This is a genomic window from Methylobacterium sp. J-026 (genome assembly GCF_022829585.1).
Taxonomy (GTDB): domain Bacteria; phylum Pseudomonadota; class Alphaproteobacteria; order Rhizobiales; family Beijerinckiaceae; genus Methylobacterium.
Genome location: NZ_JAKSYC010000315.1, coordinates 13527 through 35628, shown reverse-complemented (window position 1 = coordinate 35628; position 22102 = coordinate 13527). Strand labels below are relative to the sequence as shown.

The following is a 22102-nucleotide window of genomic DNA, read 5'->3' as shown; positions in this document are numbered from 1 at the left end:
GACGGCTGGACGCGCGGCGGCGGAACGGCTCGCATACCCGGGACCGTCCCGCATCGATGCCCGGCGGTCGATCGGGTGCGGCCGGTATTTATCCGCGCCGTCGACGACTGGCGGCGCCGCCGGCGATCGCCAGCGCGGTGACCGCGCCGAAGCCCAGGAGTCCCGCCGCCGCGGCCATCGGGTGCAGGCTCGCCCGCGTGTACGCGCTGGTCCGCATGACGGGGACCGGCGGGTCGCCGCGTGTGATCCCGGCCGGCACCGGCGCATGCAGGGCGCCGTCCGAATTGCGCGGTGGGGTGCCGCGCTTCTGCAGGGCGACGATCGCGGCGGAGAGGTGATCGTATGCGCCGGGGGCGAGCGCCTTGCCCGCCGTGAAGGCCTTGCCGGCGCCCCCCACGACGATGTCGCGCTTCGGGCGCACGGCCGCATGCAGGATGGCGTTCGCGACCTCCTCGGGCGGGTAGATCGGCGGCGGCAGGCTCGGCTCCCGGTCCATGTAGTTGCGCGCCCGCTGGGGCAGGGGCGTATCGATCGAGGCCGGCTTGATCAGCGTGACCGAGACCGGCGCGTTCTCGTAGATCAGCTCCATGCGCAGGGCGTCGGTGAAGCCCTTCACGGCGTGCTTCGAGGCCGCGTACATGCCCTGGTACGGGAAGGCCAGGTCCGACGCGATGCTGCCGACGTTGATGAGCGCGCCGCCATGCTGACGCAGATGCTCCGTCGCCACCAGGGATCCGAACACCGTTCCCCAGAAGTTGGTCCGGATCAGGCGCTCGTGATTCGCATCGCTGATCTCGCGCAGCCGGCCGTAGATCGAGGCGCCGGCCACGTTCACCCAGGTGTCGAAACCGCCGAAGGTCGCCTCGGCCCGGTCGGCAACCGCCTGCACATCCGTGCGGGTGCCGACATCGGCAACAACGTGGATCGCCTTGCCGCCGACGCCTTCGATCTCGGCCTGGATGCGCGCCAGGGCGTCGCCGCTGCGCGCCGCCAGGACGACGCGTGCCCCGCGCTCGGCGGCCATGCGGGCGGTGGCCAGGCCGATGCCCGACGACGCGCCGGTGATTACGACGACCTGCTCGCGAAGCGGCTTATGCTTCATGAGTCTTCCCCGATGCCTCGATGCGCGTCCGCCGCCGACGGCGGTCATGCATTCGGCTATCGATCGGGGGCGCGGCATGTTCCGGGCACGCCCGGGGGGATCGCGTCGCAGGGGCGGCCCCGTGCCGGCGCTGAGCGCCGGTGTCCACTCCGGCGGAGGGCGCCCTAGCGCCCGTAGATATCCTCGACGCGGATGATGTCGTCCTCGCCGGTATAGGAGCCGACCTGGACCTCGATCAGCTCCAGGGGGATCTTGCCCGGGTTGGCCAGGCGATGCATCGAGCCGATCGGCAGGTAGATCGCCTCGTTCTCGTGGACCAGAACCACCCGATCGTCGATCGTCACCTCGGCGGTGCCGCGCACCACCACCCAATGCTCGGCCCGGTGGAAGTGCTTCTGCAGCGACAGACGCCCCCCCGGCACCACCTGGATCCGCTTCACCTGGAACCGCTCGCCGATGTCGATCCGCTGGTACCAGCCCCAGGGCCGGTACATCCGCAGATGCGCGTCCGCCTCCGGTTCGCCGGCCGCCCGCAGCGCGTTGACCAGCTCCTTGACCTGGCCCGAATGCGCCTTGGACGCCACCAGTACCGCGTCGGGGGTGGACACCACCACCACGTCCTCCAGGCCGACCACCGCGGTCAGCCCGCCGCCCTCGCTGTGCACGAGGCTGTTCCGCGTCCCGATCAGCGAGACCCGGCCGCGCACGGCGTTGCCGGCATCGTCGTGCTCCAGCACCTGCCAGACCGCGTCCCAGGTGCCGACATCCGACCACGGGAACGACACCGGCAGCACCCCGGCCCGGGCGGTCCGCTCCATCACCGCGTAGTCGATCGAGATCTTGGGCGCCTTCGCGAAGGCCTCGGCATCGAGCCGCACGAAGTCGAGGTCGGTCACCGCCGCCTCCAGGGCCGCGCGGGCGGCCGCCAGCACCTCGGGGGCGAACGCCTCGAGCTCGGCCAGCATCAGGTCGGCGCGGAACAGGAAGTAGCCCGAGTTCCACAGGGCGCCCTCCGTGATCAGCGCCTCGGCGCCGGACCGGTCGGGCTTCTCGACGAAGCGGGCGACCCGGGCCGCGCCCGGGGCCTCGGGGATCGGCTCGCCGCGGCGGATGTAGCCGTAATCGGTGGCCGGCCGGTCGGGCTCGATGCCGAGCGTCATGGTGTAGCCGGCCCGGGCCCCGGCGGCGGCGCGGGCGACCGCCTCGACGAAGGCGGCGGTGTCGGGCACGACGTGGTCGGCGGCCATGATCAGGACCACGGCCTGCGGGTCGCGCGCCCCGGCGTGGAGCGCGGCCACCGCCACGGCGGCGGCGCTATCGCGCCCCTGCGGCTCGAGCAGGATGTCGGCGGAGAGCCCGAGCTGGTCGCGCTGCTCGGCGACGATGAAACGGGCCTCGGCCGAGGCGATCACCGTCGGCCGGGCGAACACCGCCGCGTCCGACACCCGCGCCAGGGTCGCCTGGAAGGTCGAGGCTTGCGCATCCACCAGCCGGGCGAACTGCTTGGGCATGCTCTCCCGCGAGGCCGGCCACAGCCGCGTCCCCGTCCCGCCGCACAGGATCATCGGGTGGATCGGGGCAGAAGATCGGGACATGGCGGCGTCTCCCGCTGGAGGTGTGCAAGACGGCGTGATTGCCCGGTCCGGGCCACCCCGCAAGGGTGCTGAATGCGGTCGCCCGCCGTTTTCTGGATCTGCCCTTACCGTCGGCCCGGGAATGGAACAACCTGCGCGTATTATCCGCGGCGTATCGGGCTGGCCTGAAGCAGGCGGATCGTTATCTCTGGTCGCACGATGCCGTCATCCGCCAAAAGCTCCTCCCCCCAGATCCGTCCGGCCACCGCCGACGCGACGCAGAACCCGCGCCGGATCCCGGCGGTCGAACGTCTCCTCGGCGGCGCCGCGCCGGAGGATCTCGCGGTCTACGGGCGCACAGCCCTCACCGAGGCGATCCGCGCCGTGCTCGCCCGCATCCGGACCGAAGGCGGCCCCGTGCCGGACGAGGCGGCGATCCGGGCGGAAGCGACCGGGCGGCTCGCCGCCGAGCGCCGCCCCTCCCTGCGGCCGGTCTTCAACCTGACCGGCACGGTTTTGCACACCAACCTGGGGCGCGCGCTGCTGCCGCGCTCGGCCGCCGAGGCGGTGGCCGCCGTGATGGTGCAGGCGAGCAACCTCGAATTCGATCTCGGGACCGGCGCCCGGGGCGAGCGGGACGACCATGTCGAGGGTCTGATCTGCCGCCTGACCGGCGCCGAGGCCGCGGTTGTCGTCAACAACAACGCGGCGGCGGTTTTGCTGGTGCTGAACGCCCTCGCCATGCGCAAGGAGGTCGTGGTCTCCCGCGGCGAGCTCGTGGAGATCGGCGGCTCGTTCCGGGTCCCGGACGTGATGGTGCGGGCCGGCTGCCGCCTGCACGAGGTCGGGACCACCAACCGCACCCATCTGCGCGATTACGCCGAGGCGATCGGCCCGCGCACCGGCCTCGTGATGAAGGTGCATCCGAGCAACTACGCCATCGCGGGCTTCACCGCCGCCGCCGACCCGGCCGACCTGCACGGCCTCTGCCGCGCGCGCGGCGTGCCGCTGGCCGAAGATCTGGGCAGCGGCAGCCTCGTCGATCTCGCCGCCTATGGCCTGCCGCCTGAGCCCACCGTCCGGGGAGCCCTCGAGCGGGCCGACCTCGTGACCTTCAGCGGCGACAAGCTCCTGGGCGCGGTCCAGTGCGGCATCGTGGCTGGCCGGAAGGACCTGATCGCCCGCGTGCGCAAGAATCCGCTGAAGCGGGCATTGCGGGTCGACAAGATGACCTACGCGGCCCTCGAAGCCGTGCTGCGGCTCTATCTCCACCCCGAGCGGCTGGCCGAGGAATTGCCGACCCTGCGGCTGCTCACCCGGGATCGCGCGGGGATCACCGCGCAGGCCGAGCGCCTCGCCCCCGCGGTGGCCGAGCGCGTTGCCGGCTGGGCGCATGTCTCGGTCATGGACTGCATCAGCCAGATCGGGTCCGGGGCGCTGCCGGTGGAGACGCTGCCCAGCGCCGCCCTGGTCTTGACCCCGGTTCCGGCCGATGGGGCCGCGCGCCGGGGCGCCGGGGGGCGGTGCAAGCGCCTCGCGGAGCGCCTGCGCGCCTTGCCCATACCGGTGATCGGCCGCATCAGCGACGACGCGATCCTCCTCGACCTGCGCACGCTGGAAGACGAAGCCGGTCTCCTCGCCAGCTTGGCGTCGGTCGTGCCGCCCACGGCGGGGTCACGAACCGCAGAGGATTGGTCGGGAAATGAATTGCGCGATTGAAGCTCGTGCGCCGGCTTCATGGGTTGTGGTATAACGGGATGCCCGCGGTCGCGGTCGAGAATGGCGGTGCCTGGACCGCGATAGGCGAACGACATGGTGTACACTGCCGACACGGCGGAGGTTGAGCGCGAGACGGACCCGCTCCTCCTCGACAATCAGCTATGCTACGCGCTCTACGCGGCCGCGCACCGGATGACGAAATCCTACCGGCCGCTCCTGGAGCGGCTCGGTCTCACCTATCCACAATATCTCGTGCTTCTGGTGCTCTGGGAGCAGGACGGCGTCACCGTCTCGGAGATCGGCCGGCGGCTGCGCCTCGATTCCGGCACGCTCACGCCCGTGCTGAAGCGCCTGGAGAGCGCGGGGTTCCTGCTGCGCACCCGCCGCCAGTCGGACGAGCGCGAGGTCGAGATCGCGCTGACGCCGACGGGCGCCGCGCTGCGCGCCGAGGCCGTCTCGGTCCGCCAGAGCGTCATGTGCCAGCTCGAACTCAGCGAGCCCGAGATCCGGGCCTTGCGCAAGGATCTCAGCCTCGTGATCGAGCGGCTCAGCGACAACGAGTGAGGGCCGGCCCTCACCGGCGCAGGCGGTTGCCCAGGACGAACCCGTAGAGCCCCATCAGGATGATGCCGACCGCGCCTTCGAGGCCGACCAGCAGGTTGGTGACGCGGCCGGTGGGCTTGAGGCCGATCTCCGGCGGGTTCGCGGTCATCATGTTGAGGGCGCTGTAGCTCAGGAGATCGAGGGGATTGTAGGTCGGCCCCGCCTCCGGCCCCTCCAGGATGATCAGGCCGCCGGTCAGCCCGTAGAGGCCGCCGAACACCACGATCAGCAGCGCGAAGGCCCGGGCGATGCGCGAGAGGCTCTCACCGTAATCGCACAGCCACTCGACGAACCGATCCGCGCTCCAGCGGTAGCCGTGCCGCAGGACCGCGGCCCAGTCGCGCCCGTTCCAGGCGTCGCGGGCCTGCCGGCCGGCGTGGAACCGGCCCATCCGGCGGCCGCGCTTGTAGGCCCAGCTCGCCGCGTCGTGGCTGCCGATGCTCTTCCAGTTCTGCTCCAGGGCGAGGTAGCTCGTCTGCGCGGCCTCGTAGGCGCCCACGACCTCCTCGCCCACGGCGCCGCCGAGCTGCTCGACGCTCATCCGCGTTCCATTGAGCCACGCGCCGGAGAAGCGGGCATGCCGCAGGCTGCATGTGGCGAGGTTCAGCCGCACGAGGTCGGTGTCCGACAGGTCGGCGCCTGAGAGATCCGCCCCATCGAGCTTCGCCCCGGTGAAGTTCGCCCCGCGCAGGCGCGAGCCCGCCAGCGTCGCCTTCGCGAGGCTGGCTCCGGCGAAATCCGCGTGGGTCAGGTTCGCGTCGGCGAGCTTGGCCTCGTCGAGGCGCGCGTCCCGGAACACGGTGTCGTCGGCATCCGCCCCGGTGAAATCCGCCCCCCAGAGGTCGGCTTCTGCGAAGTCCGTCCCGTCGAGGAGCGCCCCGGACAGGTTGGCGAAGCGCATCGCGGCCTTCCCGAAGCGGGCATCCTCCAGCATGGCGCCGGCGAACTTCACCTGTCCGGCGACGATGCCGGTGAAATCCGCCCCCGACAGATCGGCGTCCGACAGGTCCGCCGCCTCCAGGATCGCCCCCGCGAACCGGGTCGAGCGGCCGACGACGCCCGTGAGGTTGGCCCCGCGCAGGTTCGCCCCCGAGAGATCCGCCTCCTCCATGCGGGCCTTGGACAGATCCGCATCAGCGAGGGGGAGACCGCCGGATTCCGGATCCCCCGCGTGCGGCGCGAGGGTCCCGGCGCGCAGATGCGAGAGGTCGAGGCCCGGCTCACGGACGGGCGCGCCCGCCGCGATCCGGTCCATAAGGTTGCACAGCCGCTTGTCTGCCTGCGCGTCCGGTGGTGTCGGCTGATCCATCGCCGTTCCTTGCCGGAGCGCAGGGCATCACGCCAGAGCATTGGCCCGGCTATCGTCGCAGGTGTCGCCCCGGTGTCTGACCCGGGACGACGTCGGATGGCCCGCTCAGGCCGTCCGGGCCGCGGCGTTCACCCGAACGGTGATCGCCTTGGCGGCCGGTGTCTTGGACTGCTCGTCGTAGTGCCAGAGCGGCAGCAGGACGTTCAACTCCGGATAGTAGCCGCCGCAATTCCCCTCGGGGATGTCGTAGGCGATCACCCGGAGCCCGCCCACGCGGCGCGTCACCTGATCGCCGGCCTCCGTCTCGACATCGACACCGCCGCCATCGGTGAGGCCGAGCCGGGCGATGTCCCGGCGGTTCATGAACAGCACCGAACGGGTGCCCTTCACGCCGCGGAAACGGTCGTCATAGCCATAGACCGTGGTGTTGAACTGGTCGTTGGACCGGAGGGTGATGAGGTCGAGCACGTTCGGCCCCCGGGCCGGCAGGTCCGGATCGGCCTCGAGGCCGGCGGGCACCGCGAAATTCGCCTTGCCCGTTTCGGTCTCCCATTTGCGGTCGCGGGCACCGAGGGGCTTGGTCAGGCCGCCGGGCCGGAACATCTGCCCGTTCAGGTCGTGGAACACCTTCGGGTAGGTCGCCTCGATGGCCTCGCGCACGCGGCCGTAATCGGCGACCCAGGACGTCCAGTCGATCCGCGGGTTCACGGGGAGGGTCGCCTTGGCGATCTCCGCCACGATCCAGGGCTCGGAGCGCACCTCCGGGCCGACCGGTTCGGCCACGCCCCGGGATCCGTGGAAGCGCGCGGTGGAATCCTCCATCGAGACCGCCTGGGGACCGCTGGCCTGCTGGTCGATCTCGATCCGACCGAGGCAGGGCAGGATGTAGGCCACGGCGCCGTTCACGAGATGCGAGCGGTTGAGCTTGGTCGAGATCTGCACGGTCAGGCGCTGCCGCCGCCAGGCCGGCTCCATCCGCCCGGTATCGGGGATCGCGCGCAGGAAATTGCCGCCGAGGCTGACGAAGGCCTTCACGCTGCCGTCGAGCACGCCCTCGCAGGTCTCGACCGTATTGAGCCCCTTCTCCCGCGGCGGCTCGAAATCGTAGAGTTCCTTCAGCTTGTCGAGGGGAGCCAGCTCCGGCTTCTCGGTGATGCCGACGGTGCGCTGGCCCTGGACGTTCGAATGGCCCCGCACCGGGCAGATCCCGGCGCCGGGCTTGCCGATATTGCCGCGCAGCAGCAGCAGGTTGACCAGCATCCGCACGGTCTCGGTGCCCTTGCGGTGCTGGGTCAGCCCCATCCCGTAGATGCCGATCACGGCCTTGGCACGGGCATAGGCCGCCGCCGCGGCTTCGAGGGCGGTGCGAGTGAGGCCGGAGCGCCGCTCGATCGCCGTCCAGTCCTGCCCGTCGCAGAAGGCCACGAAATCGTCGAAGCCGTGGGTGTGCTCGGCGATGAAGGCGTGGTCGAGGATGGCCGGGCGGCCGGCCGCGGCGGCCTCCCGGTCCAGGGCCAGCAGGGTCTTGCACAGGCCGGTGAGCGCCGCGAGATCGCCGCCCGCCTTCACCTGGTGATACTGCGTGGAGATCTTGGTGGCGGAGCGCGTCACCATCTCAACCGGCGATTGCGGGTTGGTGAAGCGTTCCAGCCCGCGTTCGCGCAGCGGGTTGAAGGTGATGACCTGCGCGCCCCGGCGCCGGGCCTCCTGCAGCGGATGGAGCATCCGCGGCGCATTGGAGCCGACATTCTGACCGAAGAAGAAGATCAGGTCGGTGGTCTCGAAATCCTCCAGCAGGACCGTGCCCACCGGCGCGCCGATCGATTGCGGCAGCGCCACCGAGGTCGGCTCGTGGCACATGTTCGAGGAATCCGGCAGGTTGTTGTTGCCGTAGAGGCGCGCCATCAGCGCCCACATGTAGCTGGTCTCCAGGGAGGCCCGGCCGGAGGCGTAGAACACCACCGACTTCGGATCCTCCTGGCGCAGGGCCTTCAGCTCCCGGCCGATCTCGCCGAGGGCCTCCGACCACGGGACGGGCCGGTAGCGATCGGTCTCCGGATCGTAGCGCATGGGATGGGTCAGGCGGCCCTGCTCCTCCAGGGCGTAGTCGCTCCAGCCGAGCAGTTCGGTGACGGTATGTTCGGCGAAGAAGTCCGGGGTGGCCCGCCGCCGGGTCTGCTCCCAGGCGGTCGCCTTGGCGCCGTTCTCGCAATACTCGAAGGCGAGCGGCTTGGCGGGCTTCGCCCAGGCGCAGGACGTGCACATGAACCCGTCCGGCTTGTTCTGCTTCAGCAGCATCGCCGAGCCGGTGACCGGCACGCCCTCGCGGGTGAGGATCTCGACCAGGGAACGGGCGGAACCCCAGCCGCCGGCCGGGCCGTCATAGGGTTCGATCCGCACGTCGCCGGTTTCCTGATCGCTCATGCCGTTCTCCTGCCGGCACGTCTACGACCGGATAAGGGGAACGCGCGAGGCGCCGATCAGATCGGGGGTGCGTCGCCGCGGCGGCCGGCGCCCCGTCCGGCCGGGCCGCGCGACGATGCCGGCCGGATGAAACGCGGTGGCCGCGTCAGGAGACGGCCGCGAGCTTGTCGGCCATGGATTGGTCCTTGTCCCGGCGGGACGAGAAGATCAGCGTGAAGAAGGTGCGCTGGACGCCCATCGCGGCGAGTTTCGCCTCGCAGCGCTCCGCCAGCGCGCAGATCTCGGCAAGCTCGCCCTCGATGTTGGTGCCGTTGGGGTGCATCGTGGCGACGAGGCCGCTCGCCTCGATGATCGCCTTGATCTCACGCACGTAGGGCGAGACCGACGGGCCCACGCCCATCGGCACGATGCACAGGTCGGCGGATACCTTCATGGCGGTGCGTCCCGAGAGGATGCCGGGCGGTTCGGCCGTCAGGGAAAGGGGATGGAGCGGGTACCGGGAATCGAACCCGGGTATTCAGCTTGGAAGGCTGCTGCTCTACCATTGAGCTACACCCGCGCGGGCGGTTCGTTAGCACGCCGGCCGGCCCGTGAGAAGGTGGCCTCAGGCGAGTCCGAGGGCGGCCCGGGCCTCGGCCGGCGTCGCCACCCGGCGGCCGTGGCGGGCGATGGCCTCGGACGCCAGGCCCACCAGCTCGGCGTTGCTCGCCGCCAGCCGGTCCTTCGTCACCCGGACGTTGTCCTCAAGCCCGGTGCGCACCGCGTCCGCGCCGCGGGCCAGCGCCCAGTCCATCACCACGGCTTGGGTGCGGCCGATCCCGGCGGCCGTCCAGGTCGCCTCCGGCAGGATCCGGCGCGTCTCGGCGAGCAGGATGTCGAGGAGATGCGCCTCGGCCGGCATCGCGTTCTGGACGCCCAGGACGAATTGCACGTGCGGGCGCGCATCGATCAGGCCGGCCTCGACCAGCCGCTTCGCCCCGTGCAGGTGCGAGAGGTCGAAGATCTCGATCTCGGGGCGGACGCCGTACCGCTTCATCTGCCCGGCGAGGTCGGCGACGAGGCTCGCGGAATTCTCGTACACGATGGTCGGGAAGTTCACCGAGCCGGTCGACAGGGAGGCCATGTCGGGCCGATGCGCGAGCGAGAGGCCGCGCGAAGCCGGATCGCGCCCGCGCCCGCCGGTGGAGAACTGGACGATCATGTCCGGGCAGTGCCTGCGCAGCCCCTCCTGCACGGCGGCGAATTTCTCCGGGTCGGAGGAGGGGGATTCGTCGTCGTTGCGCACGTGGATGTGGCAGAGCGTGGCGCCGGCCTCGAACGCCTGATGGGTCGATTCGATCTGTTCCGCGACGGTGACCGGCACGGCCGGGTTGTCCGTCTTGCGCGGCACCGAGCCGGTGATCGCCACCGCGATCACCACGGGCGCCTCGCTCCGGGATCCTGTCATCCGCGTGTCCTCCCTGGTCTCTCGTCTCGTTCGGGCTTGGGATAGCGCCGGGCGCCGCGGATCTGAACCGCCCGGAGCGGGCGTCGGGGCCGGGCGCGGGACAACTTCGGCCGGATGACAGGCCGGACTTGTGTCTTGCCGGCGCTTGCCGCACCTCTCGGAACGCGAGGCCCCCGATGAACGACACGATCCTGGTCCTGAACGGGCCGAACCTGAACCTGCTCGGCCAGCGTCAGCCGGAGATCTACGGGCGCGCGACGCTGGCCGACGTCGAGGCCCTGTGCCGCGAGGCCGCCGCCGCCCACGGCCTCAGCGCGGAATGCCGGCAGAGCAACGCCGAGCACGTGCTGATCGACGCGATCCACGAATTCCGCATCGGGTCGGCCGGGATCGTCATCAACGCGGGCGCCTACACCCACACCTCCGTGGCAATCCTCGACGCGCTCAATGCCTGCGAGGTGCCGGTGATCGAGTGCCACATCTCCAACGTCCACCGGCGCGAGGCCTTCCGCCATCACTCCTATGTCTCGCTCGCCGCGACAGCCGTGCTGGCCGGCTTCGGGACGCATGGCTACGCGCTCGCCATCCGGCACCTCGCGCATCTGCGGGCCGACAAGACCGCGTGAAGCGCGGATAGCGCGCCGCGCAGGGTTGACGCTGGCGGAGACAGGGCGGAGGAGGGCGGTCAGGCCCTTATCGAACGCGTTCTCCCCGGCCGGACTGGTCTTCCAGCCCCGGGGAGCGCCCAAGCGGAGCGCGCACGCCGCATGACCAGCCCCTTCCTGCCCCTCGACCGGGCCGTCATCGCCCGCGAGGCGGCCAAGATGTTCCTCGAGATCGGTGCGGTGCTCTTCTACAAGGACGAGCCGTTCAAGTTCACCTCCGGCTGGGCGAGCCCGGTCTACACCGACAGCCGGAAGATCATCTCGTATCCGCGGCTGCGCGCGACGCTGATGGATTTCGCCACCGCCACGATCGTGCGCGAGATCGGCTACGAGCAGCTCACCCACATCGCGGGCGGCGAGACCGCCGGCATCCCCTTCGCCGCCTGGATCGCCGACCGGATGATGCTGCCGATGCAGTACATCCGCAAGAAGCCTAAGGGCTTCGGCCGCAACGCCCAGATCGAGGGCGCGGTCGTCGAGGGCGCGCGCACGCTGCTGGTCGAGGACCTCGCCACGGACGGGCGCAGCAAGGTCAATTTCGTCAAGGCCCTGCGCGATGCCGGCGCCCAGGTCGATCACTGCTTCGTGCTGTTCTACTACGACATCTTCCCCGACAGCGCGGCGCTGATGCAGGAGATCGGCATCAAGCTCCACGCCCTCACCACGTGGCGGGACGTGCTGGCGGTGGCCAAGGAGATGGGCACCTTCGACCCGAAGACGCTCGCCGAGGTCGAAAGTTTTCTCAACGCGCCGGCGGAGTGGTCGGCGGCCCATGGCGGCATTTCTTCGTTCGGGCAGGCGTGAGATCATGAGCGTCGCCGACCTGTTCCCCGTCGAGCACCAGGCCGCGAAGCCGGTCGACCGGATCACGATCCGCCGTCCCGACGACTGGCATATCCACCTGCGCGACGGCGCGATGCTGAAGGCGGTGCTGCCCTATACGGCGGCGCAGTTCGCCCGGGGCATCATCATGCCGAACCTCGTGCCGCCGGTGATAACGGTGGCGGCGGCGCGGGCCTATCGCGAGCGCATCTTGGCGGCGCTGCCCGCGGGCATGGATTTCACCCCGCTGATGACCTGCTACCTGCGGGACGACACCGACCCGGACGAGATCGAGCGCGGCTTCACGGACAAGGTCTGGGTCGCCGCCAAGCTGTACCCGGCCGGCGCGACCACCAACTCGCATGCGGGCGTCACCGACCTGATCGGGATCGCCCCCGTGCTCGAACGGATGGAGCGGATCGGCATGCCGCTGCTGATCCACGGCGAGGCCACTGACCCGGAGATCGACATCTTCGACCGGGAGGCCGCCTTCATGGAGGGCAGCCTGATCCCGCTGCTCGCCCGCCATCAGGGTCTCAAGGTGACGGTGGAGCACGCCACCACGGCGGAGATCCTCGACGTGGTCCGGGAGAACCGGAGCCGGTGCGCCGCCACGATCACGCCGCACCACCTCGTGATCAACCGGACCCACATCTTCCAGGGCGGGCTGCGGCCGCACCTCTACTGCCTGCCCGTGGCCAAGCGCGAGCGGCACCGCGTGGCCCTGCGCAGGGCCGCAACCTCGGGCGAGGCCTGCTTCTTCCTGGGCACCGACACCGCCCCGCATGTCCGCGGCGCCAAGGAGGCGGCCTGCGGCTGCGCCGGCGTGTTCTGCGGTCCGTCGGCGCTCCAGACCTACGTACAGGTGTTCGACGAGGAGGGGGCGCTCGACCGGTTTGAGGCCTTCGCCTCCCTCAACGGCGCGCGCTTCCACGGGCTGGAGCCGAATGCCGGGACCGTGACCCTGGAGCGCCGGGCGAGCCGCATCGCCGAGGCGGTCACGGTGGAGGATACGGCGGTGGTGGTGTTCCGTGGGGAGGAGACGCTGCCCTGGTCGGTGGCGTAGCGGGAGCGACCGACTTCGGCAGATCCGCTCCGTCGTAAAGGGCCGTCGGCGCTCGCAATGACGATGGTGCTGCCTCAGGCGGTATTCCAAACGGACACGGCATCGATGAAAGCCTGATCCTCCGTTGCGCCCCCGCACTCAGCGACGGCGCGGGATTGGCGATGCGCCTCGGCCTCGAATGCGGGTGCCTGCACGGCAGGCATCAAGAGCTGAACGGGTTGCAATCCCTGAGCGCGGAGCCGCGCACGGTCATTGCGTAACTTCGCGCGTGCAGATCGGGCGTTGGACACGGGCGGCATGTCGTGCGCGCTCCTCAGCGGCGATCCGTAACCTAAGTGGCGGCAGAGGGCTTGCGAACGCCTTTGACGCGGCCACCGCTCGCACTGATTTGGAGACGGCGTACGATGCAGGATAGGCGACCGGACGGCATCACCGCCATGGGTGCCGTGGACCTCTCCGCCGCCATCCGCGGCCGGGTCGTCTCCTGCGCCGAGGTGATGCGCGCCTATCTGGAGCGGATCCACCGGCTCAACCCGCAGGTGAACGCCATCGTGGCCCTGCGGGACGACGCGGCGCTCCTGAAGGAGGCCGAGGCCGCGGACGCCACCCTGGCCCGCGGCGAGGCCGTCGGCCCGCTGCACGGCTTTCCGCTGGCCGTGAAGGATCTCGACCCGGTGCGCGGCCTGCGCTTCACGCAGGGCTCGCCGATCTTCGCCGACCGGATCGCGGAGACGGATTCGATCATGGTGGCCCGCCTGCGTGCCGCCGGGGCGCTCTTCATCGGCAAGACCAACGTGCCCGAATTCGGCCTCGGCTCGCACAGCTTCAACCCGGTCTACGGCACCACCGCCAACGCCTACGATCCGACCAAGAGCGCGGGCGGGTCGAGCGGCGGCGCCGCGGTGGCGGTGGCCCTGCGGATGCAGCCGGTCGCCGACGGCAGCGACCATGCCGGGTCACTGCGCAACCCGCCGGCCTTCAACAATTGCTACGGCCTGCGCCCGAGCTGGGGCCGCATTCCCGCCGAGGCCAAGGATGTGTTCAGCCCGGCTCTCGGCGTGCTCGGAGCGATCGGCCGCACGCCGGCCGATATCGGCCTGATGCTCTCGGTCCAGGCGGGCTACGATCCGCGCGGCCCGAATTCCATCCGCCAGGACCCGTCCGCCTTCGCGAACCCGCTCGCCCGCGACTTCCGCGGCACCCGGATCGCGTGGCTCGGCGATTGCGGCGGCCAGATCCCGTTCGATCCCGGCGTCTTGGAGCTTGGGCGCTCCGCGCTGACCACCTTCGTCGAGATCGGCTGCACCGTCGAGGAGGCGGTGCCGCGCTTCGACATGGAGCAGCTCTGGCAGGACTGGCTGGTGCTGCGGGCGCTCACCGTCGCGGCGGCGCTCCGCCCGTTCTACGACGAGCCCCGGCATCGGGCGCTGCTCAAGCCGGAGGCGGCCTGGGAGGTGGAACGGGGTCTCGCCCTCGGGGCCGACCGGATCATCGCGGCCCTCGAAGGGCGTACGCGCTGGTACGAGACCCTGCGCCGCTTCATGGAGGCCTACGACTACCTCGTGATGCCGACGACGCAGGTCTTCCCCTTCGACAAGGCCCTGCGCTGGCCCGAGACCGTCGGCGGGCGGGCGATGGACACTTACCATCGCTGGATGCAGACGGTGATCCCCGTGACCATGGCGGGCCTGCCGGCGCTGGACGTCCCGGCCGGGTTCGGCGCGGCCGGATTGCCCACCGGCATCCAGATCGTCGGCCGCAACCACGGCGAGCTGGCCTGCCTGCAACTCGGCGCCGCCTACGATGCCGCGAGCAACTGGGTCCGCCGATACCCGCCGCCGCTGAACTGAAGGCGCAGCCTCACCCCCAAACCGGCGCAAACGGATGCACGGATGCGTTGACCGGCTCCGCGCACTCGGCTAAGAGGCCCGACACTCCGCGTGCCAACCATGACCCGTTCCGGGTCACGCGGCCGTCGCGGAGCAGGTTCGGATATCCGATGTCCACGGTCCTTATTGTAGCGCCAGCGTCACCGACGGGGCGGCCCTAAACGAGGGTCGCAATCCGGACGGTGGCGCATGCAGGGTCCCTCGGGGCCCTTTTTTGTTGCCTGCGTCAGGGCCGGCGGGACGGGACGGATATTCGAGGCGATCGGCACTTTCGGGCGAGGCGGAGACCGCCCCGCGGGACGAGGGTGCGACGAGAGAGGACGGGGCAGGGCAGCGGTCCGGAGGATCGCCGTGGCCCCGCTGAGCGCGAGGAGACGAGCATGGGCGGCGAGGTCATGACCGGGGCCGAGATGGTCATCCGGGCCTTCCAGGATCAGGGTGTCGATACGCTGTTCGGGTATCCGGGCGGCGCCGTACTTCCGATCTACGACGCGCTGTTCCACCAGAACGCCGTCAAGCACATCCTCGTCCGCCACGAGCAGGGTGCGGTCCACGCCGCGGAGGGCTATGCACGCTCCTCCGGCAAGGTCGGCTGCGTCCTCGTCACCTCGGGCCCCGGTGCCACCAACATCGTCACCGGCCTGACCGACGCCATGCTGGATTCGATCCCGCTGGTCTGCATCACCGGCCAGGTGCCGACGCACCTGATCGGCACCGACGCGTTCCAGGAGTGCGACACGGTCGGCATCACGCGCCACTGCACGAAGCACAATTACTTGGTCAAATCGATCGACGACCTGCCGCGCATCCTGCACGAGGCGTTCTACGTCGCGGCGAACGGCCGGCCCGGCCCGGTCGTGGTCGACCTGCCCAAGGACATCCAGTTCGCCTCCGGCCTCTACGAGCGCCCCGAGATCGCGAGCCACAAGACCTACCGCCCGGCCGTGAAGGGCGATTCCGACCGGATCCGCGCGGCCGTCGAGCTGATGGCGACGGCGCGCCGGCCGGTCTTCTACACCGGCGGCGGCGTGATCAACTCGGGTCCCGAGGCCTCGCGCCTGCTGCGCGAGCTCGTCCGCGAGACCGGCTTCCCGATCACCTCGACCCTGATGGGGCTGGGCGCCTATCCGGGCACGGACGAGAAGTTCCTCGGCATGCTCGGCATGCACGGGACCTACGAGGCCAACCTCGCGATGCACGAGTGCGACGTGATGATCTGCGTCGGCGCCCGGTTCGACGACCGGATCACCGGCCGGCTCGACGCGTTCTCGCCGTTCTCGAAGAAGATCCACATCGACGTCGACGCCTCCTCGATCAACAAGGTCGTGAAGGTCGATATCGGGATCATCGGCGATTGCGGCTCGGTGCTCGCCGACATGCTGGAGGCGTGGCGCGCCCTGCCGTCGCGGCCCGAGCGGTCGAACCTCGACCCGTGGTTCCAGAAGATCGGCGCCTGGAAGGCGCGCGACTGCCTCGCCTACTGGCCGTCGGGCACGATCATCAAGCCGCAATACGCGGTCCAGCGCCTCTACGAGGCCTGCAAGAGCCGCGAGACCTACATCACCACCGAGGTCGGCCAGCACCAGATGTGGGCGGCCCAGTACTTCAAGTACGACGAGCCGAACCGCTGGATGACCTCCGGCGGCCTCGGCACCATGGGTTACGGCCTGCCGGCGGCGATCGGCACCCAGCTCGCCCATCCGGACGGGCTGGTGATCGACATCGCCGGCGAAGCCTCGATCCTGATGAACATGCAGGAGATGTCGACCGCGGTTCAGTACCGCCTGCCGGTCAAGGTGTTCATCCTGAACAACGAGTACATGGGCATGGTCCGGCAGTGGCAGGAGCTGCTGCACGGCTCGCGCTACTCGCAGAGCTACTCGGAGAGCCTGCCGGACTTCGTGAAGCTCGCGGAAGCCTACGGCGCCAAGGGCATGCGCTGCGAGAAGCCGGGCGACCTCGACGGCGCCATCGCCGAGATGCTCGCCCATGACGGTCCGGTGATCTTCGACTGCATCGTCGACAAGACCGAGAACTGCTTCCCGATGATCCCGTCGGGCAAGGCGCATAACGAGATGCTCCTGTCCGACTACCTCGGCGAGACCGGCGTCGAACTCGGCGACGTGATCTCCGAGGAAGGCAAGATGCTGGTGTAACGGGCCGAGATCCCAGGACTGATCTCGAATATCCTGGTTTCAAAAGGTCGAGACCTTTTGCGGGTGCAGGGCTTAAGCCCTGCTGTCAGGCTCCGCCCCGACACCCCGCGGAAGGGCAAGCCCTTCGGAAACCCCGACGAGGACGAAGCCGGTCATGAACGCGATGAACACCCACTATCCCGACGCCGGCCGCGTCGAGCCGGTGAACCGGCACACGCTGGCCGTGATCGTCGACAACGAGCCCGGCGTGCTCGCCCGCATCTCCGGCCTGTTCTCCGGCCGGGGCTACAACATCGAGAGCCTGACGGTCTCGGAGACCGAGGAGGCGCGCCACATCTCGCGCATCACCATCGTCACCACGGGCACCAACGCGGTGATTGACCAGATCAAGGCCCAGCTCGACCGGCTGGTGCCGGTGCATCGGGTGGTGGACCTGACGCTCCAGGGCAACGCCCTCGAGCGCGAGATCTGCCTCGTGAAGGTGAAGGGCGAGGGCGAGCACCGCAGCGAGGCCCTGCGCCTCGCCGCCGCCTTCGGCGCCAAGACGCTCGACGCGACGCTGAACTCCTTCGTGTTCGAACTCACCGGCGCCACAGAGGAGATCGACCGGTTCGTGCGGCTGATGAGCGTGATCGGGCTGGTGGAGATCTGCCGGACCGGCATCTCCGCGATGGGGCGCGGGGCGGAGCCGCTGTAGGAACCGGCGGCCCGAATCTGCTAGGATGCGCCGTCCCCGCAGGAGGCGGAGCGATGGAAGCCAAGGTGATTCGCTGGGGTGACGATTTCGCGGTCCGGCTGAGCAGCGCGGAGGCCGAGGAACTCGGCATCCGCGAGGGCGAGACTGTGGAGATCGTCTCAAAGCGCCCGGCCGCGCCGGAGCCGCAGCAATGGGCCGGCCGTCGCTATGTCGATGGCTTGCCGGTCTACACGCTCGAGGAGATGGTTGCCGAGATGCGCCGTCTGGGTCCGGATTTCGAGCCGCCGACGGTCGATTGGGGGCCTGATGTCGGCTCCGAGATCATCGATGATGACGATCCCCGCTAGCCTGTCGTTCCAGGCTGGAGATTTGATCCTCGTCGAGTTCGGTCCCGTGCGTGGTACCGAACAGGACGGTCGCCGGCCGGGATTGGTTGTCTCGGAAGCTTTAATGAACGACGCGACACGCCGGGTCATCGTCTTTCCGATCACAAGCAACATCGAACCCTGGCCGACGAAAGTCATGCTTCCAGCCGGCCTGGCTGTGCGCGGCGCGGTGTTGACGGATCAGGTCCGCTCCATCGACCAGCGGGCGCGCATCCTGAGACGGCTCGGGGTCGCACCTGCCGCTGTTGTTGCCGAAGTTCGTCATCAGATCGCGAAATTGCTCGGGCTTTGAGGCGGGGTCGGCGTATGGAAGTCGTATGACCGCCCGCACCCTCTACTACGCCCCCGGCGCCTGCTCGCTGGCCGCCCACATCGTCCTGGAGGAATCCGGGCTGCCCTACGAGGGCATCAAGCTCGACCTCGCCGCGGGCGACCAGCGCCGGCCGGAATATCTCGCCATCAACGATCGCGGCCGCGTACCGGCGCTCACCGAGGACGGGTGGGTGCTCACCGAATGCGCCGCGATCCTGCGCCATATCGCCCGCTCCGTGCCGGAGAGGGGGTTGTGGCCCAAGGACCTGCGCGAGCAGGCCGCCGCGGACGAGTGGCTCGGCTGGCTCGCCTGCAACCATCACGTGACCTACGCCCATGTCCGCCGCCCGGAGCGCTACACCGAGGACGAGGGTGCGTTCGAGGGCATCAAGGCCAAGGCCGCCGATACCTACGCCGATCTCGCCACCATGACCGAGGTGCGCCTGTCGCACGGCGGCTGGGCGGTGAGCGGCCGTTTCAGCGTCGTCGACGCCTACCTGATGGTGTTCTGGTTCTGGGCCAACGGTCCGACCCTCCGCTTCGATATGGCCGGCCGCTTCCCGGCCTGGACCGCCCATGCCCGCCGGGTCGCCGAGCGTCCCGCCGTCCAGGCCGTGTTCGCCCGCGAAGGGCTGCCGCTTCCGCGCTGAAGTCGCCCGGTTGCGGCCCCCTTGCCACGACCGCCGAATCGGCTTACTGAGCGTACCGTACGGTACGGTACGCTATCCCGAGACGATGCAGACCAGCGCCACAGCAGAGCAGGAAGCGCCCTCGGCCCGCCAGCAGGCGGTGCTGGATGCCGTGCTCGGCTTGATGGTCGCGGATGGCGATCAGCTCACCATGGACGCGGTCGCGCGCCGGGCGAGCTGCTCGAAGGAGACGCTCTACAAGTGGTTCGGCGACCGCGACGGCTTGCTCACCGCGACGGTGCGCTGGCAGGCCTCCCGGGTCCATGCCGGCTATGACGCCGCGCAGGTGCTCGACGGGGCGACCCTGCGCGAGCGCCTGCAGGATTTCGCCGTGACCTGGCTGGAGGTCATCTCCGGTCCGACGTCGGTCGCGCTGAACCGGATCGCCATCGCGCATGCCGGCTCGCACAAGAGCAACCTCGGCGGCATCGTCCTGGCGAACGGCCGCTTCGCCATCGGCGAGCGGGTCAAGCCGGTGCTGGAGGCCGGGCGCGCGGCGGGACTCCTCGCCTTCGCCGACAGCGAGGCGGCGTTCCGGACCTTCTTCGGACTCGTCGGCCGGGATATCCAGATCCGACTCCTGCTCGGCGAGGCCCTCGACCTCGATGCAGATGAAATCCGGCGCGATGCGGGGCGCGCCGTGGACCAGTTCCTGGCCCTGTACGGCCAGGCGAAACCCTAACCTGAAGAGGAAACCGACATGCGGGTTTATTACGATCGCGACGCCGACCTGAACCTGATCAAGGGCAAGAAGGTCGCCATCGTCGGCTACGGCAGCCAGGGCCATGCCCACGCGCTCAACCTGCGCGATTCCGGCGTGAAGGACATCGTCATCGCGCTCCGCGAGGGCTCCGCCACCGCCAAGAAGGCGGAGCACGAGGGCTTCAAGGTCCTCTCGGTCGCCGAGGCCGCCAAGTGGGCCGACGTGGTGATGATGCTCACCCCCGACGAGCTCCAGGGCGACATCTACCGGGAGTCCCTCGAAGGCAACATGAAGCAGGGCGCCGCCCTCCTGTTCGCCCACGGCCTCAACGTCCACTTCAACCTGATCGAGCCGCGCAAGGATCTCGACGTCCTGATGGTCGCCCCGAAGGGCCCCGGCCACACGGTGCGCTCCGAGTACCTGCGCGGCGGCGGCGTGCCGACCCTGATCGCCATCGCGCAGGACGCGTCGGGCAACGCTCACGATCTCGGCCTGTCCTACGCCTCGGCCAATGGCGGCGGCCGCGCCGGCATCATCGAGACCACCTTCAAGGAAGAGTGCGAGACCGACCTGTTCGGTGAGCAGGCCGTTCTGTGCGGCGGCTTGGTCGAGCTGATCAAGGCCGGCTTCGAGACCCTGGTCGAGGCGGGCTATGCCCCCGAGATGGCCTATTTCGAGTGCCTGCACGAGGTGAAGCTGATCGTCGACCTCATCTACGAGGGCGGCATCGCCAACATGAACTACTCGATCTCCAACACGGCCGAGTACGGCGAGTACGTCACCGGCCCGCGCATCGTCACGCCCGAGACCAAGGCCGAGATGAAGCGCGTGCTCACCGACATCCAGTCGGGCACCTTCACCCGCAACTGGATGCTGGAGAACAAGGTCAACCAGACCTCGTTCAAGGCGACCCGCGCCAAGCTCGCCGCTCACCCGATCGAGGAGGTCGGCGCCAAGCTCCGCGGCATGATGCCGTGGATCTCCGAGAAGGCGCTGGTCGACAAGACCCGCAACTGATTTCTTTTCGGGTCGCGCGGCCGGGCTTCGCTCGGCCGCGGGGAGTGAGGGGCCGGCCGCGCAAGGGCGTCGCCGGCTCTTCGCGTTCCAGGGACTGGTATCTGACGTCTGGTTCCGACCGCGCTCGACACTATTCGGGCCTCAAGCATCGTCACGCTCTGGCGGGCCCGTGAGTTTCAAAGCCTGCGTTCGATCGAAAACCAAGGTTCGATTTCTGCAAGGCGGAATTTTTCTGCTAATTTATGCGGTCTCTTTGAGGCTGTGCGCTATCTCTTCTAAATCATGGATCAGTTGAGTGACGATTTCGGTCGGCACGGGAGTTCCCAGGCCGCCATGGGCAACAGCGTTTCTGAGGCTCGTCAATTTTCGAAGCCTCCGAGCATCGACTTCTGCCACATACCCTAGCTCCGCGAGTGTCTGAACGGCTTGCATTGGGGACAACGGTCGCGCCTTGGACCTCTCTTCTGCCGGGGTTACGAAACGCGCAATCGCTTCCAGAAGCGACCAAGCGATCAGGAGCGCCGCTCGTTCATGACCGCTTTCGAGCAACTTCCGGGCTTCCGCTATACCGGACGCCAGTTCGTTCTCCGTAGGAGCAGATAAATCCGGCCTGCCATCTGCGGGCGGTGATACGTAAAAAACTCGGAACTCCCAGCCCTTCTGGCCTTCGACCAAATTCCCTATCTTGGTCAAGCTCTCTCGTTGTGGGTTGTCTCGGCGCGACTTGATTTCGATGACGGTTCCTCCGTCCGGCCCAATGCTTATTGCATCGGGACGGTAGCCCTTCAGGAATTCGGGCAGTACTTCTGGTGATGGCTGTACATAGAATTTGTAGCCTCGTCGTTCTGACTCTTTGTGCAATCGTCCCATAAGCGCATTGATTTGGGCGGCATATTCTTCGGATGCGGAAGGCGTATGTGTCATGCCACTTCCCTCCAGCTCAGATCGTCATCAACTCTGATGTAGACCACTGGAGGCTCGGTTCCGGCCGCTTGCTCCAGCGTATCAGTTATAGAAGCAAATTCAACGACGATGCCGGGCTCAATCTTCTGAGCTGTAATGCGCTCGATAACCTGATCATCTAGATAAACAGTCTTCAGCATGCCATCGAGGATCAGCTTGACGATATTATCGATGTCGCCTTCCATAGGAGCTGGCGCAAAATACAAAATCTTCGCCGCGAGCGGTCGATCGTCGAGCAACGTGAACTCACGGTGTGTATCGATAAAATTCTTCGCCACCTGTCTTACCATCGCTTTCCAATCTTCTTTCGCTTTCGCGTTTTTGGATTGAAGTGAGCGTGGGGTTTCCTGGATGATGAGTTCAATTGGAAAAGGCAACGCAAACGCATCATCGATCTCGTCGGCCATCGTCTGCTACCGCCTGCCAAGGAAGCTGATCGAACGGCGTCACTAGCATTTCTGCGATCTCGGGTCACGGAAGCGGTTTTCTCGCTTGCGTTTGTCCCAACCGTTCGGCCGAAAAGCCGAGGGATGTGCTAAAACTTAAATAGGACTTTTGA

General features: G+C 68.6%; 22 protein-coding genes and 1 tRNA gene. 13 read left to right on the top strand and 10 right to left on the bottom strand.

Features of this window, described 5'->3' with window-relative positions; genetic code table 11:
* Window positions 1–88: 88 nt before the first annotated feature.
* Together MKK69_RS27225 and MKK69_RS27220 are read right to left on the bottom strand one after the other, a co-directional pair.
* Complete coding sequence (locus MKK69_RS27225) at window positions 89–1102, bottom strand: SDR family oxidoreductase (protein ID WP_243973212.1); 1014 nt, start codon at window positions 1100–1102, stop codon at window positions 89–91.
* A 164-nt stretch (window positions 1103–1266) separates the two neighbouring features.
* Window positions 1267–2697 carry a mannose-1-phosphate guanylyltransferase/mannose-6-phosphate isomerase gene (locus MKK69_RS27220; protein ID WP_243973210.1) on the bottom strand — a complete coding sequence of 477 codons (1431 nt, stop codon included), beginning with the start codon at window positions 2695–2697 and terminating at the stop codon, window positions 1267–1269.
* A gap of 198 nt (window positions 2698–2895) precedes the next feature.
* On the opposite strand from MKK69_RS27220, the gene selA reads away from it, so the two are divergent.
* Window positions 2896–4395: an L-seryl-tRNA(Sec) selenium transferase gene (selA, locus tag MKK69_RS27215; protein ID WP_243973208.1), complete on the top strand. Its 1500-nt coding sequence runs from the start codon at window positions 2896–2898 to the stop codon at window positions 4393–4395.
* Between the two features lie 93 nt (window positions 4396–4488).
* Window positions 4489–4959 (top strand): MarR family winged helix-turn-helix transcriptional regulator, encoded by a 471-nt coding sequence (locus MKK69_RS27210; protein ID WP_243973206.1) that lies wholly within the window; start codon window positions 4489–4491, stop codon window positions 4957–4959.
* 10 nt (window positions 4960–4969) lie between these two features.
* Here the strand turns inward: MKK69_RS27210 and MKK69_RS27205 are convergent, their stop codons facing one another.
* The 5 genes from MKK69_RS27205 to MKK69_RS27185 all read right to left on the bottom strand — a co-directional run bounded on the left by MKK69_RS27205 (window position 4970) and on the right by MKK69_RS27185 (window position 10178).
* Window positions 4970–6307 (bottom strand): pentapeptide repeat-containing protein, encoded by a 1338-nt coding sequence (locus MKK69_RS27205; RefSeq protein WP_243973204.1) that lies wholly within the window; start codon window positions 6305–6307, stop codon window positions 4970–4972.
* A gap of 105 nt (window positions 6308–6412) precedes the next feature.
* On the bottom strand, window positions 6413–8731 hold the full coding sequence (locus tag MKK69_RS27200; RefSeq protein WP_243973202.1) for an FdhF/YdeP family oxidoreductase: 2319 nt from the start codon (window positions 8729–8731) through the stop codon (window positions 6413–6415).
* A gap of 145 nt (window positions 8732–8876) precedes the next feature.
* Window positions 8877–9164 carry an MTH1187 family thiamine-binding protein gene (locus MKK69_RS27195; RefSeq protein WP_243973194.1) on the bottom strand — a complete coding sequence of 96 codons (288 nt, stop codon included), beginning with the start codon at window positions 9162–9164 and terminating at the stop codon, window positions 8877–8879.
* Window positions 9165–9216: 52 nt separating this feature from the next.
* Window positions 9217–9290: transfer RNA gene (locus MKK69_RS27190), tRNA-Gly, on the bottom strand.
* A 45-nt stretch (window positions 9291–9335) separates the two neighbouring features.
* A complete protein-coding gene (locus tag MKK69_RS27185) occupies window positions 9336–10178 on the bottom strand; it encodes a 3-keto-5-aminohexanoate cleavage protein (RefSeq protein ID WP_243973192.1) in 843 nt (280 codons plus the stop codon).
* A 176-nt stretch (window positions 10179–10354) separates the two neighbouring features.
* Between MKK69_RS27185 and aroQ the strand changes: the two genes are divergently transcribed.
* From aroQ to pyrC, 3 genes are all read left to right on the top strand, one after another.
* Window positions 10355–10804, top strand: a complete 450-nt coding sequence (gene aroQ / locus MKK69_RS27180) for a type II 3-dehydroquinate dehydratase (RefSeq protein WP_243973189.1) — start codon at window positions 10355–10357, stop codon at window positions 10802–10804.
* Between the two features lie 141 nt (window positions 10805–10945).
* Window positions 10946–11647, top strand: coding sequence for an orotate phosphoribosyltransferase (locus MKK69_RS27175; protein WP_243973187.1), 702 nt, complete (start codon window positions 10946–10948; stop codon window positions 11645–11647).
* A 4-nt stretch (window positions 11648–11651) separates the two neighbouring features.
* Window positions 11652–12731 (top strand): dihydroorotase, encoded by a 1080-nt coding sequence (pyrC, locus tag MKK69_RS27170; RefSeq protein ID WP_243973185.1) that lies wholly within the window; start codon window positions 11652–11654, stop codon window positions 12729–12731.
* 74 nt (window positions 12732–12805) lie between these two features.
* Here pyrC and MKK69_RS27165 read toward each other — a convergent pair whose 3' ends face one another.
* Entirely contained in the window at window positions 12806–13030 is a 225-nt protein-coding gene (locus MKK69_RS27165) for an antitoxin MazE family protein (RefSeq protein ID WP_243973183.1), read from the bottom strand.
* A 105-nt stretch (window positions 13031–13135) separates the two neighbouring features.
* Here MKK69_RS27165 and MKK69_RS27160 point away from each other — a divergent pair, with 105 nt between their 5' ends.
* The 8 genes from MKK69_RS27160 to ilvC all read left to right on the top strand — a co-directional run bounded on the left by MKK69_RS27160 (window position 13136) and on the right by ilvC (window position 20580).
* Window positions 13136–14581 carry an amidase gene (locus MKK69_RS27160; RefSeq protein ID WP_243973181.1) on the top strand — a complete coding sequence of 482 codons (1446 nt, stop codon included), beginning with the start codon at window positions 13136–13138 and terminating at the stop codon, window positions 14579–14581.
* A gap of 419 nt (window positions 14582–15000) precedes the next feature.
* The gene (locus tag MKK69_RS27155; protein WP_243973179.1) at window positions 15001–16776 is read left to right on the top strand and encodes an acetolactate synthase 3 large subunit; all 1776 of its coding nucleotides are present in this window, start codon (window positions 15001–15003) and stop codon (window positions 16774–16776) included.
* Between the two features lie 154 nt (window positions 16777–16930).
* The gene (gene ilvN / locus MKK69_RS27150) at window positions 16931–17473 is read left to right on the top strand and encodes an acetolactate synthase small subunit (RefSeq protein WP_243973177.1); all 543 of its coding nucleotides are present in this window, start codon (window positions 16931–16933) and stop codon (window positions 17471–17473) included.
* A 53-nt stretch (window positions 17474–17526) separates the two neighbouring features.
* The gene (locus MKK69_RS27145; RefSeq protein ID WP_243973175.1) at window positions 17527–17820 is read left to right on the top strand and encodes a MazF family transcriptional regulator; all 294 of its coding nucleotides are present in this window, start codon (window positions 17527–17529) and stop codon (window positions 17818–17820) included.
* On the top strand, window positions 17801–18151 hold the full coding sequence (locus tag MKK69_RS27140; protein WP_243973174.1) for a type II toxin-antitoxin system PemK/MazF family toxin: 351 nt from the start codon (window positions 17801–17803) through the stop codon (window positions 18149–18151). Before MKK69_RS27145 ends, MKK69_RS27140 begins: the two co-directional genes overlap by 20 nt.
* A gap of 25 nt (window positions 18152–18176) precedes the next feature.
* Window positions 18177–18821 (top strand): glutathione S-transferase family protein, encoded by a 645-nt coding sequence (locus MKK69_RS27135; protein WP_243973172.1) that lies wholly within the window; start codon window positions 18177–18179, stop codon window positions 18819–18821.
* Between the two features lie 85 nt (window positions 18822–18906).
* Window positions 18907–19542 carry a TetR/AcrR family transcriptional regulator C-terminal domain-containing protein gene (locus MKK69_RS27130; RefSeq protein ID WP_243973170.1) on the top strand — a complete coding sequence of 212 codons (636 nt, stop codon included), beginning with the start codon at window positions 18907–18909 and terminating at the stop codon, window positions 19540–19542.
* 18 nt (window positions 19543–19560) lie between these two features.
* On the top strand, window positions 19561–20580 hold the full coding sequence (ilvC, locus tag MKK69_RS27125; protein WP_243973168.1) for a ketol-acid reductoisomerase: 1020 nt from the start codon (window positions 19561–19563) through the stop codon (window positions 20578–20580).
* A gap of 240 nt (window positions 20581–20820) precedes the next feature.
* Here the strand turns inward: ilvC and MKK69_RS27120 are convergent, their stop codons facing one another.
* Window positions 20821–21504: a hypothetical protein gene (locus MKK69_RS27120; protein ID WP_243973166.1), complete on the bottom strand. Its 684-nt coding sequence runs from the start codon at window positions 21502–21504 to the stop codon at window positions 20821–20823.
* Window positions 21501–21950: a RusA family crossover junction endodeoxyribonuclease gene (locus MKK69_RS27115; protein WP_243973164.1), complete on the bottom strand. Its 450-nt coding sequence runs from the start codon at window positions 21948–21950 to the stop codon at window positions 21501–21503. Before MKK69_RS27115 ends, MKK69_RS27120 begins: the two co-directional genes overlap by 4 nt.
* Window positions 21951–22102: the final 152 nt, after the last annotated feature.

Bases quoted from the DNA above. Each gene is read 5' to 3' on its own strand.
- MKK69_RS27225 (WP_243973212.1), bottom strand. From the start codon at position 1,102: ATGAAGCATAAGCCGCTTCGCGAGCAGGTCGTCGTAATCACCGGCGCG.
- MKK69_RS27220 (WP_243973210.1), bottom strand. From the start codon at position 2,697: ATGTCCCGATCTTCTGCCCCGATCCACCCGATGATCCTGTGCGGCGGG.
- selA (WP_243973208.1), top strand. From the start codon at position 2,896: ATGCCGTCATCCGCCAAAAGCTCCTCCCCCCAGATCCGTCCGGCCACC.
- MKK69_RS27210 (WP_243973206.1), top strand. From the start codon at position 4,489: ATGGTGTACACTGCCGACACGGCGGAGGTTGAGCGCGAGACGGACCCG.
- MKK69_RS27205 (WP_243973204.1), bottom strand. From the start codon at position 6,307: ATGGATCAGCCGACACCACCGGACGCGCAGGCAGACAAGCGGCTGTGC.
- MKK69_RS27200 (WP_243973202.1), bottom strand. From the start codon at position 8,731: ATGAGCGATCAGGAAACCGGCGACGTGCGGATCGAACCCTATGACGGC.
- MKK69_RS27195 (WP_243973194.1), bottom strand. From the start codon at position 9,164: ATGAAGGTATCCGCCGACCTGTGCATCGTGCCGATGGGCGTGGGCCCG.
- MKK69_RS27185 (WP_243973192.1), bottom strand. From the start codon at position 10,178: ATGACAGGATCCCGGAGCGAGGCGCCCGTGGTGATCGCGGTGGCGATC.
- aroQ (WP_243973189.1), top strand. From the start codon at position 10,355: ATGAACGACACGATCCTGGTCCTGAACGGGCCGAACCTGAACCTGCTC.
- MKK69_RS27175 (WP_243973187.1), top strand. From the start codon at position 10,946: ATGACCAGCCCCTTCCTGCCCCTCGACCGGGCCGTCATCGCCCGCGAG.
- pyrC (WP_243973185.1), top strand. From the start codon at position 11,652: ATGAGCGTCGCCGACCTGTTCCCCGTCGAGCACCAGGCCGCGAAGCCG.
- MKK69_RS27165 (WP_243973183.1), bottom strand. From the start codon at position 13,030: ATGCCGCCCGTGTCCAACGCCCGATCTGCACGCGCGAAGTTACGCAAT.
- MKK69_RS27160 (WP_243973181.1), top strand. From the start codon at position 13,136: ATGCAGGATAGGCGACCGGACGGCATCACCGCCATGGGTGCCGTGGAC.
- MKK69_RS27155 (WP_243973179.1), top strand. From the start codon at position 15,001: ATGGGCGGCGAGGTCATGACCGGGGCCGAGATGGTCATCCGGGCCTTC.
- ilvN (WP_243973177.1), top strand. From the start codon at position 16,931: ATGAACGCGATGAACACCCACTATCCCGACGCCGGCCGCGTCGAGCCG.
- MKK69_RS27145 (WP_243973175.1), top strand. From the start codon at position 17,527: ATGGAAGCCAAGGTGATTCGCTGGGGTGACGATTTCGCGGTCCGGCTG.
- MKK69_RS27140 (WP_243973174.1), top strand. From the start codon at position 17,801: ATGATGACGATCCCCGCTAGCCTGTCGTTCCAGGCTGGAGATTTGATC.
- MKK69_RS27135 (WP_243973172.1), top strand. From the start codon at position 18,177: ATGACCGCCCGCACCCTCTACTACGCCCCCGGCGCCTGCTCGCTGGCC.
- MKK69_RS27130 (WP_243973170.1), top strand. From the start codon at position 18,907: ATGCAGACCAGCGCCACAGCAGAGCAGGAAGCGCCCTCGGCCCGCCAG.
- ilvC (WP_243973168.1), top strand. From the start codon at position 19,561: ATGCGGGTTTATTACGATCGCGACGCCGACCTGAACCTGATCAAGGGC.
- MKK69_RS27120 (WP_243973166.1), bottom strand. From the start codon at position 21,504: ATGACACATACGCCTTCCGCATCCGAAGAATATGCCGCCCAAATCAAT.
- MKK69_RS27115 (WP_243973164.1), bottom strand. From the start codon at position 21,950: ATGGCCGACGAGATCGATGATGCGTTTGCGTTGCCTTTTCCAATTGAA.